The organism is Hafnia psychrotolerans (genome assembly GCF_014639435.1).
GTDB lineage: Bacteria > Pseudomonadota > Gammaproteobacteria > Enterobacterales > Enterobacteriaceae > Ewingella > Ewingella psychrotolerans.
In genome coordinates, this window is sequence record NZ_BMFZ01000012.1 from 89,871 (window position 1) to 102,013 (window position 12,143).

Consider the following 12,143-nt stretch of genomic DNA (forward strand, 5'->3'; position numbering starts at 1 on the left):
AAGGCGTAAGAAAAACTCTTACTAATAAACCAAGAAATAGTGTGCCTCTGTTTCCCGTTGTTTATCACTGTTCACAATGTTGTGTAGTCTGTTGTGTAGTCATTTTAATAAAAAAGGCGCTTTTCAATTAAGTAAAAGCGCCTTTTTTCAATAGGTTGACTGATTAGTATCAGTTCATGCCGTATTTTTTCAGTTTCTTACGCAGCGTACCGCGGTTGATACCCATCATCAGGGCCGCACGAGTCTGGTTGCCACGGGTATATTGCATCACCATGTCTAACAATGGCTGTTCAACTTCAGCCAATACCAACTCATACAGGTCATTCACGTCCTGACCATTCAATTGAGCAAAATAGCCCTTAAGTGCTTGTTTTACCGAGTCACGCAGGGGTTTTTGGGTAACCTGATCCTGAGAGTTAACGGTAGAAACGGTCAGTACGTCAGAATTCACGCGTTGTTCGAACATAGTTCTGTCAGCTCTTTTTTGTTACGCAAGATTTTCGAAATATGCTTCCAACGCCTCCAGCTGTTCGCTGGCATCCTCTATGGCGTTGAAGGAGCGCCGAAACTGGTCATTCGGGGCATGCTCCTGGATATACCAGGAAACGTGCTTACGGGCGATACGGAATCCCTTGCCTTGACCATAAAAGTCGTGCAATTCCCGTATATGCCCTAACAACAAGTGCTTAACCTCCCCAATTAGTGGCGGCGGTAACAGCTCCCCTGTGTCCAGATAATGCTGGATTTCCCGGAAGATCCAGGGTCTCCCCTGAGCAGCACGTCCAATCATCAGAGCATCAGCTCCGGTGTAGTCGAGTACTGCCCTGGCTTTATGCGGGTCAGTTATGTCGCCATTCGCGATAATCGGAATGGAAACACTCTGCTTAACTGTCCGAATGCTGTCGTACTCAGCCTCTCCATTGAAGAGACAGGCACGGGTTCGGCCATGAATAGTCAGGGCCTGAATTCCACAGCTTTCAGCCAATTGTGCAATTTGTACACAGTTCCGGTGTTCCGGTGCCCAACCAGTACGAATTTTCAACGTAACTGGCACATCTACCGCATTCACAACGGCAGAGAGGATCTGTTTGACCAAATCCGGATACTGCAGCAAGGCAGATCCTGCCAGTTTGCGGTTCACTTTCTTGGCCGGGCAGCCCATATTGATGTCAATGATCTGCGCACCGCTCGCCACATTAATTCGGGCGGCAGCCGCCATATCTTCGGGGTCGCAACCGGCAATTTGCACGGCTCGGATCCCCGGTTCATCGTTATGAACCATACGCAATCGTGACTTGTCCGTCTGACATACTTCCGGATTGGAAGAGAGCATTTCGGATACTGCCATTCCAGCTCCCATCGCATGACATAAGGCACGAAACGGTCGGTCTGTAATACCGGCCATTGGGGCCGCAATCAGGCAATTTGTAAGCTGGTGGTGTCCGATGCGCATAGACTTAGAATGACCATACTGATGTCCGCAAGGGCGCGTATATTACGCATTTTTGATGTGAGATGAAAGGCCAAAGTTTGACCAATACGCCGGTAACATGCCTCTTTGAAAAGCATTATTTATCAATGTGACATTTTTATTTATAGTAAACATTGAGTTACCTCTTGTTGATTAAATTGTGCGCTTGTGAAAATTCCTCAAAACTCGCTGTATATACCGGATGAGCCAGTTGATTCTAAGGTTAAGTTTGGTGTTTTAAGTAGCAACAACCGTAAATATCTGTGATGCAGATCTTGATTCGGTTAAAAAGTGAGTCATTCGGGGTAACAATTAATGACAAAAAGTGACGAATAAATGTGCAGGCGCAGAGGGAGGTGGGTATGGCAGAAAAAGAGCAGAGGAATATGATAAAAACCCCGTCGTTTCGACGGGGTTGAGAGCAGAAAATCAGGCTTTTTTAACACCTGTAATACGGCACCACTCTTCTTTTTCAGCTATCGGATCCAACTCGAACAGCGTCTGATACGCATCTGCTACGCCTTGCGCCTGGCTGGCCAGGATACCTGACAGCCCAAGGTGGCCACCGGTGACCGGCAGTACGCTAATCAGCGGCGCGAGTTCACGCAACGGCCCTGCGAGGATGTTGGCAACCACCACATCAGCCGAGAGATTGTCAGGCTGGTCTTGAGGCAGGTACAGCGACAGACGCTCTGACACGCCATTACGCTGCGCATTATCGCGGCTTGCCAGAATGGCCTGTGGGTCGATATCAATACCGATAGCCTTTGCAGCACCGAGTTTCAGGGCGGCAATGGCCAGGATGCCAGAGCCACAACCAAAGTCGATCACGGTTTTGCCTTGCAGGTCTAAACCATCCAGCCATTCCAGACACATCGCGGTGGTGGGGTGAGTGCCTGTACCGAACGCCAAACCTGGGTCGAGCATCACGTTGACAGCGGTTGGGTCCGGTACGTCGCGCCAGCTCGGGCAGATCCACAGACGCTGGCCAAAACGCATCGGATGGAAGTTATCCATCCACTCACGCTCCCAGTCTTTATCTTCGAGCTGCTCGATTTTATGTGCGAAACCCTTGCCCAGTAGCGGCTCATTTTCCAGCATGGCGATGACTTCGGCCATATCTGTTTCGGCGTCATACAGGCCGATAGCGTCGGTGTCGCCCCATAGCAAGGTCTCACCCGGCAGCGGTTCAAACACCGGGTTGTCATGGGTGTCCAAAAACGTCACAGACACGGCACCACTTTCGATAAGCGCGTCGCTGAGCGTTTCCGCGTCGTTACCGGTGGTGTTAATTTTCAGTTGGATCCAAGGCATAGCAATTCTCTTCTAAGCATGCAGTAAAAATGGAGCCGCCCTCAGGACGGCTTCAGCACGGGTTCAGCGTGGTTATCGCCAAACTTATTGCCGATGTAAAAGGCCATCAGGCTGAGCAATAGCGACGGTACGATCGGATGCAGACCGGCGAAGTGCAGGTCGAAACTGGCAAGCAGGGTATAACAAACTGCGCCAACAATCATTGAGCTGAGCGCCCCTGCCGCATTGGCCCGCTCCCAATAAAGGCCGAGAACCAGTGGCCACAGGAATACCGCTTCCAGTCCACCAAAGGCCAGCAGATTGAGCCAGATAATCATCTCAGGCGGACGCCACGCGGCCAGCAACACCAACAGGCCAAGCACAAAGGTGGCTGAGCTGGAGAAACGCTTCAGGCGCTTCTCATTGGTGATCGCTTCGGGGCGTACACCCAGGTACAAATCTTTAACGATAGTTGCAGATGACTGCAGCAACTGGGCGTTGATGGTCGACATAATCGCTGCCATGGGAGCAGCGAGAAAAATCCCTGCGGCGTACGGAGGTAAAACGGTGATCATCAGTGTGGGTATGACCTGATCAGGGATTTTGAGATCCGGCAGAATGGCCCGGCCCAGCGCACCTGACAAGTGCATACCAAACATCAAGATTGCCACCACTAACGTACCGATCACGATGCCACGGTGAACCGCTTTGCTGTCCTTGTAAGAGATGCAGCGCACGGCAGTGTGCGGTAGACCAATCACGCCAAAGCATACCAGTACCCAGAACGAGGCCATAAACGGCAGTGAAAGCACGTCACCGGCGCCCGTGGCAGAAACCAGTTTGGGATCGATTTGTTGCAGCTTATCCACCGCACTGTGTAGACCACCGGCAGCATGAATCACGGCGACCAGCAACAGCACTGTGCCGAGCAGCATCACCAGGCCTTGCATCGCGTCGTTGAGCACACTGGCACGGAAGCCGCCAAACGTGGTGTACAGCGCGATGCTGATACCAAAAATCAACAAGCCGGTATCGTAGGGAATGCCTGCGGCCGTTTCCAGGAGACGGGCACCGCCAATGAACTGCACGGTCATGGCACCGAGAAAAGCGACCAGCAAGCTGAAACTTGCGAGCCATACCACCAGACGACTTTTATAGCGTGCATAGAGCATATCGTTAAGCGTGACGGCGTTGTAGCGTCTTGCCAGAATGGCAAATTTCTTGCCCAAAACTCCCAGTGATAACCAGACCGCCGGAAGTTGGATCATCGCCAGCAGTACCCAGCCCAGCCCAAATTTATACGCTGCACCTGGCCCGCCGATAAACGAACTTGCACTGATATAGGTGGCAGCGAGAGTCATCGCTAAGACAAAACCGCCCATCGAGCGATTACCGAGGAAGTATTCGGTGAGGAAACTCCCTGACTGACGGCGGGTATAGGCATAGGCCGACAGTCCGAACACCAGCAGTAAGTAAGCGACCAGCGGCAATAAGACTTCAGTCTGCATGACTGTCCTCCAATGGAATGTCGCGGTAAATCACCCATACCATCAACCAGCTCAGGAATACAAAAATTAGCGGAACCAACAAACAGGCCATTTCAAACCAGTGGGGGAGACCGGTGATGCCCTGCTTATCGTCCGGTAGGTAGGCTGCCAGACACCAGGCCAGCAAGTATGCCAGCGTCAGACCGAATGCCCAGCGGGCTTCCCGGTTCGCCTGTAGAAAGCGCTTATCCATTTTTGGCGTCTTCATCGTCAAAAGTCCCAAATGAAAAAGGCCGGAATATCCGGCCCTGCTAAGAGAGTACGTAAAGTGTACGTTCTTAAGTTTCCTGCAATCCGAGTTTCTTTTCCAGATAATGGATGTTGGTACCACCGTGCTGGAAGTTTTCATCGGTCATGATACGCATTTGCAGATCAATGTTGGTTTTGATGCCATCGATGATCAATTCAGCCAGTGCGTTTTTCATGCGGGCGATGGCCACGTCACGGTTTTCACCGTAAGTGATCAGTTTGCCGATCATGGAATCGTAATACGGCGGCACAGTATAGCCAGCGTAAATATGCGATTCCCAACGTACACCAAAACCGCCAGGAGCATGGAAGCGGTCGATCTTGCCTGGGCTTGGCAGGAAGGTATTCGGGTCTTCAGCATTGATACGGCATTCGACGGCATGGCCCTGAATGTGAACTTCATTCTGTTTGATCGAAAGCGGCTGACCAGCAGCAATACGCAACTGCTCTTTTATGAGGTCAACGCCGGTGATCATTTCGGTAACCGGATGCTCAACCTGAATACGGGTGTTCATTTCGATGAAATAGAACTCGCCGTTTTCATACAGGAACTCGAAAGTACCCGCACCGCGGTAGTTGATGTCCACACAGGCTTTGGTACAACGTTCACCGATATAACGCCGCATTTCTGCGGTAATGCCCGGTGCTGGCGCTTCTTCAACCACTTTCTGGTGACGACGCTGCATGGAGCAGTCACGTTCTGCCAGATAAATCGCGTTACCCTGACCGTCAGCCAAAATCTGAACTTCGACATGGCGTGGATTTTCGAGGTACTTTTCCATGTAAACCATGTCGTTGTTGAAAGCCGCTTTGGCTTCCGCACGGGTCATGGTGATGGACTGTTCCAGATCTTTATCGTGACGCACAACACGCATACCACGACCACCGCCGCCGCCAGAGGCTTTGATGATCACTGGATAACCAATGCGTTTCGCATAGGCGCGGTTTTGGTCCATGTCGTCGCCTAGCGGGCCGTCAGAGCCTGGTACACAAGGAACACCTGCTTTCTTCATTGCGCTGATAGCAGACACTTTGTCGCCCATCAGGCGAATAGTTTCTGCTTTCGGACCGATAAAGATGAAGCCGGAACGTTCAACCTGTTCAGCGAAGTCGGCATTCTCGGACAGGAAACCGTAGCCAGGGTGGATAGCCACCGCGCCAGTAATTTCAGCTGCAGCGATGATCGCCGGAATGTTGAGATAGCTTTTTACTGAAGGCGCAGGGCCAATGCAGACGGTTTCGTCAGCCAGTAGTACGTGCTTCAAGTCACGGTCAGCGGTGGAGTGAACGGCTACGGTTTTGATGCCCAGTTCTTTACAGGCACGCAAAATACGTAACGCGATTTCGCCGCGGTTCGCGATAACAATTTTATCTACCATGGTACGCCTCGTTATTCGATGACGACCAGCGGCTCGTCGAATTCAACCGGCTGGCCGTTTTCCACCAGAATGGCTTTAACCACGCCAGATTTGTCTGCTTCAATTTGGTTCATCATTTTCATTGCTTCAACGATGCACAGGGTGTCACCTGCGTTAACTTTCTGGCCGACTTCCACAAAGGCTTTCGCATCTGGGCTTGGCGTGCGGTAGAAAGTACCCACCATCGGTGAACGGACGATATGTCCGGTGATCGCAGCCGGAGCAGCTTCAACAGGTGCCGCGGCTGGTGCAACTGCCGTAGACAGACCCGGTTGCGGTTGCTGCTGCATTGGCATCGCATAAGCTTGTTGCATCATAGGATAAGCCGGTGCAGGAACTGCACGGCTGATGCGCACTGATTCTTCACCTTCAGAAATTTCCAACTCAGAAATTCCTGATTCTTCAACCAGTTCGATCAGTTTTTTGATTTTACGAATATCCATGGGTGTGATTCCGTACTCTTTTTGCGAAAAAATTAATGGGTTTTAGACAGGCGGTTAACCGCTGCCTGTAAAGCAAAATGGTAGCCATCTGCGCCAAGTCCGCAGATAACGCCCACTGCGATATCAGATAGATAGGAATGGTGCCGAAAAGGTTCGCGTGCGTGAACGTTAGACAGGTGGATCTCAATAAATGGGATCTGTACTGCCAGCAACGCATCGCGCAGCGCCACGCTGGTATGGGTAAAGGCTGCGGGGTTGATCAAGATAAAATCAGTGTTTCCGCGTGCCTGATGGATCCTATCAATCAGGAGATGCTCTGCGTTAGATTGCAGATGGCTGAGCGTAACGTTTGTTGCGGCAGCCTGCAGTTCTAAACCTTTAACAATATCGTTGAGTGTGGTGCTTCCATAAGTTTCAGGCTCACGTGTCCCTAACAAATTCAGGTTAGGACCGTTAAGTAGCAAAATGTCAAACTTATCCGCCATTGTGAGCCTATCTCCGGCAATTAGACCAAGATTGTAGAAAATACCCTGACGTCACCGATTTGTCACCTATTTCGCGGCAAATCGGCCCAGCTTTTCAGCATTAGGTCGGGCATTATAATGATATCGTGGCAATTCGCAGCTAAATACTGGTCTTATCAGCGAAGATAATCAACCCTCAGGATGTAACTGAGGGTTGTGACCATGGAATTATGAGGAGTAGAACACAGAAAAGTTCCGTTGCTTATCGCAGCCACTGACGGAATTTTTTATAGCGTAATGCTAATAAGATAGCAGCAACTACCGCATAAATGATGGGTTGCGGCGATAGGACTTTGACCGACCACATGTAGTGGATCGGGGCCAGAATTGCGACGACATAGATAAAGTTATGCAGGATCTGCCACTTTGCACCTAACTTGCGTTGTGACCATAGCGTTGAGGTACAAGCCAGCGCCAGCAGGATGATCCAACAGATAATGCCCAGTGTCAGGTAAGGCCGAGAAATCAGTTCACTGCCCAGTAATGCCAGGTTGTTGATCCCCAGCTCGAGGAATGAATAACTCAGAAGATGCAGGGTTCCCCACGCAAAACACCATAGACCGACCAGACGGCGTACGCGGATCAGCAACGGTTGCTTGCCATAACGCGCCACTGGCGTAATAAGCAGAGTTGCTAACAGTAATTTAAGCGTCATCCTGCCGGTAAAATGCTGAATATCTTTTGCCGGATCGGCGCTGAACCAGCCCTGATTGATGGATAATAATAGCCAAAGAAACGGCAAAAAAGCGGCCAAATGGATGACCACTTTTAGCCACTTAATGTGTGTCAGACTCAAACGCCGCATTGAGTTTCCCTCATCAATTTACTTCGCAAATCAATAATTTTTACGCAGATCCAGCCCGCGGTATAGGGAGGCAACTTGTTCGCCGTAGCCGTTAAACAGTAGCGTTGGCTGGCGTTTAACGTCCAGAATTCCGCCGGAGCCAATAAAACGTTCCGTCGCCTGCGACCAGCGCGGATGGTCAACGTGCGGGTTTACATTGGCATAGAAACCATATTCATTCGTGGCAATTTGATTCCAGGTCGTCGGTGGCTGATCTTTAGTCAGGCTGATATTAACGATAGATTTAATACCTTTAAAACCGTACTTCCATGGCACCGTCAGGCGGATCGGCGCGCCGTTTTGTGGGGGCAGCGCTTTGCCATATACGCCGACGGTCAGCATGGTCAGCGGATGCATCGCTTCATCCAGTCGCAAACCTTCCACGTAGGGATAATCCAGACCACCGCCGATAAAGCGATCTTTCTGGCCTGGCATATGCTCCGGGTCATACAGCGTTTTAAAGGCCACAAATCGCGCATTGCCGGTGGGTTCAGCCAGTTTAATAATGTTGCTCAGTTGGAAGCCAATCCAGGGCACGACCATCGACCAGGCTTCAACGCAGCGCATCCGGTAAATGCGTTGTTCGAGCGGAAAACGTTTCATGATGTCATCCATATCAAGCGTGATCGGTTTACCGACTTCGCCATCAATGACAATTTTCCAGGGGGAGGTGACGAGCTGGCCTGCGTTCGCTGCCGGATCGGCTTTATCCAGCCCAAATTCATAAAAGTTGTTGTAGCCAGTGACTTTATCTTCCGGTGTCAGCGTTAAATCATTTTGGTAGGCGGCGGGCTTGGTGAAATCGAGAGGTTTGCCTGCTGGAGCTTTCAGGCGATCGTGACCCTTAAACCAGGAGAGTACATCGGCTTTCGCGCTTTGCGGTAATGCCAGGGCAGCGGCACTTATGCCCAGGGCTTGCAGCACTTTGCGGCGATCGTGAAAAATACTTTCCGGCGTGACGTCCGCCTCAGTCAATTTGCGCAATTTGTTCATGACCAACTCCGGTATCATTATCACTCTTGATAAATATGACTCAATAATGGCGGGTAAACGTCGATTTAGCGAGGGTGTAGCGGAAAATACGAAATTTCAGAGAGGAAGATGATTTTCAAACAGGAGCACCGCAAGCGGTGCCTGTTGTATTCAATGACTGCACTAGCTCCGTACTTTCACTAATGTCCGGCCTGTTACGGTATTTGCCATGATCCCTGCTGCCGTTTCAGGGACTTGTTCAAGACTGATTTCTGTCGCCGTCTGCTCATAGAATGATGCCGGTAATGTTTGTGCCAAGCGCTCCCAAGCATCCATGCGCCGGTGTAGTGGACACATGACGGAGTCAACGCCTTGCAGACGCACATTGCGCAGAATAAAAGGCATCACCGTGGTCGGAAGCTTATAACCACCCGCCAGGCCGCAGGCCACAACCGTGCCACCATAAACCGTTTGCGACAGCAGCGTTGCCAGTGTTTGATCACCGACAGTGTCGATAGCGCCAGCCCAACGTTGTTTATCCAGTGCACGGCCCTCTTTGCTGAACTCTTCGCGGGTCAATATCCGTTTGGCACCAAGTTGAGTCAGGTAATCGGTATTGCTGGCACGTCCGCTGATGGCGACTACGTTGTAACCCAGCGTCGCCAGCAGAGTGATGGCTGTACTGCCAACACCACCGCTGGCACCGCTGACAATAACTTCACCGTTGCCAGGAAGTACGCCTCCTTCCTCCAGAGCCATCACGCAAAGCATGGCGGTAAAACCGGCAGTACCGATAATCATGGCATGGCGGGCTTCGAGGCCCTCCGGCAACGGCACCAGCCAGTCGCCTTTGACGCGAGCCTGCTCTGCCAGTCCGCCCCAATGGGTTTCTCCCACGCCCCAACCGGTGAGCACTACGGGTTGCCCGATGTTGTAGCGCTTATCTTGGCTGCTGCTGACACGTCCGGCGAAATCTATCCCGGGAACCATAGGGAAATCACGAATAATTTTGCCCGTACCCGTGATAGCCATGGCATCTTTATAATTCAGACTCGACCAATAAACATCGACGGTCACATCGCCTTCCGGCAGTTGTTCTGTGTTGATTTGGCCAACGGCCGATGCTGTTTTCCCGTCATTCTGCTCCAACAAAAGTGCTCGCATTGACTATCTCCATAAGAATTCTGAATTGACTGATTGTGCCGTTGCTATGCTATGAATATAACTCAACTTAAGCTAACGAGGCTGACATGAGACAACTAAGGTGTTGGTGAGTAGGGCCTTACTCACAAATACTTACCGGCGTTGTAGCGCCTATGTCTTATAGTAGTGGCCTTTCAATGACGGTCCGTGGTGAGAGGCTTTTACCGGGGATGGTCTCATCCATTGGCACACTAGCGGGTAAGGCACAGGGATGCGATTTACTAACAGATTGGCGGCATTGATTTCCATGCTGGTTGCACTGGCAATGTTATTAATGTTGCTCGGTGTTACCTTCAGTTTTATCTCTTTAAACAGGCAAAATACCGAACAACATTTACGCATACTGGCGACAATCTACGATCAATCTCTTGTTTCGCCTTCACCCCAGCGGCCTGAACACTGGATGCTCACGGCGATGCGTATGCTTGATATTTCCGAAGTGACAGTGCTCGAGCACGAAAAAACGCTGTTCTCATATCGAGATACGTCGGATCTGAATACCCCATGGGACAACAGTTATCCGGATCACATCACCACCACATTGCCTCTAATACAGCACCCCTCGATGTCAATGCGCATCGTCTATGTTGATCCTATCGGCACTTATACCCGCTCACGGCTTTCCACCTTGGCCATCAGCGTGACTATTATATTGATGATCATCGCCGTGTTGCTCAGTTTCCGCTGGTTGCGTTTGGAAACTGCCGGGCTGGAGAAGCTGGAAGGCCGGGCATCCCGTATTTTGCGCGGGGAGCGTGATGAACTGATTCTGGGGGATATTACCGAATGGCCACCTGCTGTCAGTAGTGCAATTGATTTGCTGCTGACCGACCTGAGAGACGCCCGGGAACAACGTACCCGCGTGGACACGCTGATCCGCGCCTTCGCGCAGCAAGATTCACAAACTGGGTTGAGTAATCGGCTATTTTTTGACAATCAGCTCGCCACGCAATTGGAAGAGGAGGGCGCGCACGGTATTGTCATGCTGGTTCGTTTGCCGGATTTCGACATGCTACGTGATACACATGGCCAACACCCCGTTGACCAACTGCGCTCGGCGATGATCAATCTTCTCTCTACCTTTGTTATGCGTTATTCCAACGCGTTGCTGGCCCGCTACTTCCACACTGATTTTGCCGTAATGTTACCGCACCGAAGCCTGAAAGATGCGGAAGTCATGGCGGCAAAACTGGTTAACGCCCTCGGTGCGCTACCCACTTCAAATACGATTGATCGCGATGCGCTTCTTTATATCGGTATCAGTGCCTATCGCCACGGCCAATTGCCAGAAGAAGTGATGGACTATGCTGAACAAGCCACTCGAAACGCAGCATTCCAGGGAAGCAATAGCTGGCTGATTTACGACAGAAAAGTGCCGGAGAAAGTGCGAGGCAGTGTTAAGTGGCGCACGTTACTGGAAAATACTTTAGCGCGCGGCGGCCCGCGCCTTTATCACAAGCCAGCATACTTGACTGAGGGCCAACGGGATCATCGTGAGGTGCAGCGGCGTATCTTTGATGGTGAACAAGAGCTGTTAGCGGCGGAGTTTATGCCGTTAGTGGTGCAGTTCGGGATGTCGCAAAGCTATGACCGACAGATGTTGTCTCAGATTATTCCGTTACTCACTCACTGGCCTGACGAAACGTTGGCATTTCACCTGACGGTTGATTCATTATTGCAGCGCTCTTTTCTCCGTTGGTTGCGTGATACGCTGTTGCAGTGCGGAAAAAAACAGCGTAGCCGAATATTGATTGAACTTGCAGAGTCAGATCTCTGTCAACATATCGACAAGTTGCGCCCGGCGATACGTTTGCTGCAAGGGATGGGCTGTCGTTTGGCTGTTTCTCTGGCGGGTTTGACGGTAGTCAGTACCTCTTATCTCAAGAGTTTCCCCGTTGATCGTGTCAAACTCCATCCGGGTTTGGTGCGGGATATTGATAAGAGGGTTGAAAATCAACTGTTTGTGCAAAGTCTTATCAGCGCATGTGAGGGAACGCAAGCCAAGGTATTTGCCTCGGGTGTGCGTACGAAAGAAGAGTGGACGATGCTGGTTGAAAAAGGTATTCACGGTGGGCAAGGGGCTTTTTTTGCCGGACCACAAGCCGTCGAACCTGTCAGCAAAAAATATTCACACAACGGTGACGTTTAAACTGACTGTAATGGGAATATTTAACGTAGA

Annotated in this window: 12 protein-coding genes; 1 reads left to right on the top strand and 11 read right to left on the bottom strand. The window is 50.9% G+C overall.

Annotation, left to right across the window (positions count from 1 at the left end):
- Positions 1–169 precede the first annotated feature (169 nt).
- The 11 genes from fis to acuI form a co-directional block, all read right to left on the bottom strand.
- The gene (fis, locus tag IEV89_RS18740; RefSeq protein WP_004097144.1) at positions 170–466 is read right to left on the bottom strand and encodes a DNA-binding transcriptional regulator Fis; all 297 of its coding nucleotides are present in this window, start codon (positions 464–466) and stop codon (positions 170–172) included.
- A 21-nt stretch (positions 467–487) separates the two neighbouring features.
- Positions 488–1,453, bottom strand: coding sequence for a tRNA dihydrouridine synthase DusB (gene dusB, locus IEV89_RS18745; RefSeq protein ID WP_188475036.1), 966 nt, complete (start codon positions 1,451–1,453; stop codon positions 488–490).
- A gap of 447 nt (positions 1,454–1,900) precedes the next feature.
- A complete protein-coding gene (gene prmA / locus IEV89_RS18750; protein WP_188475037.1) occupies positions 1,901–2,785 on the bottom strand; it encodes a 50S ribosomal protein L11 methyltransferase in 885 nt (294 codons plus the stop codon).
- A 41-nt stretch (positions 2,786–2,826) separates the two neighbouring features.
- Positions 2,827–4,272 (bottom strand): sodium/pantothenate symporter, encoded by a 1,446-nt coding sequence (panF, locus tag IEV89_RS18755; protein WP_188475038.1) that lies wholly within the window; start codon positions 4,270–4,272, stop codon positions 2,827–2,829.
- Positions 4,262–4,504, bottom strand: a complete 243-nt coding sequence (locus IEV89_RS18760; protein ID WP_188475090.1) for a YhdT family protein — start codon at positions 4,502–4,504, stop codon at positions 4,262–4,264. The genes panF and IEV89_RS18760 overlap by 11 nt, the downstream gene beginning before the upstream one ends.
- Positions 4,505–4,589: 85 nt before the next feature.
- Positions 4,590–5,939, bottom strand: coding sequence for an acetyl-CoA carboxylase biotin carboxylase subunit (gene accC, locus IEV89_RS18765; RefSeq protein WP_188475039.1), 1,350 nt, complete (start codon positions 5,937–5,939; stop codon positions 4,590–4,592).
- Positions 5,940–5,950: 11 nt separating this feature from the next.
- Positions 5,951–6,421 (bottom strand): acetyl-CoA carboxylase biotin carboxyl carrier protein, encoded by a 471-nt coding sequence (gene accB, locus IEV89_RS18770; protein ID WP_188475040.1) that lies wholly within the window; start codon positions 6,419–6,421, stop codon positions 5,951–5,953.
- A 32-nt stretch (positions 6,422–6,453) separates the two neighbouring features.
- Entirely contained in the window at positions 6,454–6,906 is a 453-nt protein-coding gene (aroQ, locus tag IEV89_RS18775) for a type II 3-dehydroquinate dehydratase (RefSeq protein ID WP_188475041.1), read from the bottom strand.
- A gap of 241 nt (positions 6,907–7,147) precedes the next feature.
- The gene (gene msrQ / locus IEV89_RS18780) at positions 7,148–7,750 is read right to left on the bottom strand and encodes a protein-methionine-sulfoxide reductase heme-binding subunit MsrQ (protein ID WP_188475042.1); all 603 of its coding nucleotides are present in this window, start codon (positions 7,748–7,750) and stop codon (positions 7,148–7,150) included.
- 30 nt (positions 7,751–7,780) lie between these two features.
- Positions 7,781–8,782: a protein-methionine-sulfoxide reductase catalytic subunit MsrP gene (gene msrP, locus IEV89_RS18785; RefSeq protein ID WP_188475043.1), complete on the bottom strand. Its 1,002-nt coding sequence runs from the start codon at positions 8,780–8,782 to the stop codon at positions 7,781–7,783.
- A 162-nt stretch (positions 8,783–8,944) separates the two neighbouring features.
- Positions 8,945–9,925 (bottom strand): acrylyl-CoA reductase (NADPH), encoded by a 981-nt coding sequence (gene acuI / locus IEV89_RS18790; protein ID WP_188475044.1) that lies wholly within the window; start codon positions 9,923–9,925, stop codon positions 8,945–8,947.
- Between the two features lie 250 nt (positions 9,926–10,175).
- Between acuI and csrD the strand changes: the two genes are divergently transcribed.
- Complete coding sequence (gene csrD / locus IEV89_RS18795; RefSeq protein ID WP_188475045.1) at positions 10,176–12,113, top strand: RNase E specificity factor CsrD; 1,938 nt, start codon at positions 10,176–10,178, stop codon at positions 12,111–12,113.
- Positions 12,114–12,143: the final 30 nt, after the last annotated feature.

What these genes read in the sequence shown, in the direction of transcription:
- fis (WP_004097144.1), bottom strand. Translation starts at nt 466, where the DNA reads ATGTTCGAACAACGCGTGAATTCTGACGTACTGACCGTTTCTACCGTT.
- dusB (WP_188475036.1), bottom strand. Translation starts at nt 1,453, where the DNA reads ATGCGCATCGGACACCACCAGCTTACAAATTGCCTGATTGCGGCCCCA.
- prmA (WP_188475037.1), bottom strand. Translation starts at nt 2,785, where the DNA reads ATGCCTTGGATCCAACTGAAAATTAACACCACCGGTAACGACGCGGAA.
- panF (WP_188475038.1), bottom strand. Translation starts at nt 4,272, where the DNA reads ATGCAGACTGAAGTCTTATTGCCGCTGGTCGCTTACTTACTGCTGGTG.
- IEV89_RS18760 (WP_188475090.1), bottom strand. Translation starts at nt 4,504, where the DNA reads ATGGATAAGCGCTTTCTACAGGCGAACCGGGAAGCCCGCTGGGCATTC.
- accC (WP_188475039.1), bottom strand. Translation starts at nt 5,939, where the DNA reads ATGGTAGATAAAATTGTTATCGCGAACCGCGGCGAAATCGCGTTACGT.
- accB (WP_188475040.1), bottom strand. Translation starts at nt 6,421, where the DNA reads ATGGATATTCGTAAAATCAAAAAACTGATCGAACTGGTTGAAGAATCA.
- aroQ (WP_188475041.1), bottom strand. Translation starts at nt 6,906, where the DNA reads ATGGCGGATAAGTTTGACATTTTGCTACTTAACGGTCCTAACCTGAAT.
- msrQ (WP_188475042.1), bottom strand. Translation starts at nt 7,750, where the DNA reads ATGCGGCGTTTGAGTCTGACACACATTAAGTGGCTAAAAGTGGTCATC.
- msrP (WP_188475043.1), bottom strand. Translation starts at nt 8,782, where the DNA reads ATGAACAAATTGCGCAAATTGACTGAGGCGGACGTCACGCCGGAAAGT.
- acuI (WP_188475044.1), bottom strand. Translation starts at nt 9,925, where the DNA reads ATGCGAGCACTTTTGTTGGAGCAGAATGACGGGAAAACAGCATCGGCC.
- csrD (WP_188475045.1), top strand. Translation starts at nt 10,176, where the DNA reads ATGCGATTTACTAACAGATTGGCGGCATTGATTTCCATGCTGGTTGCA.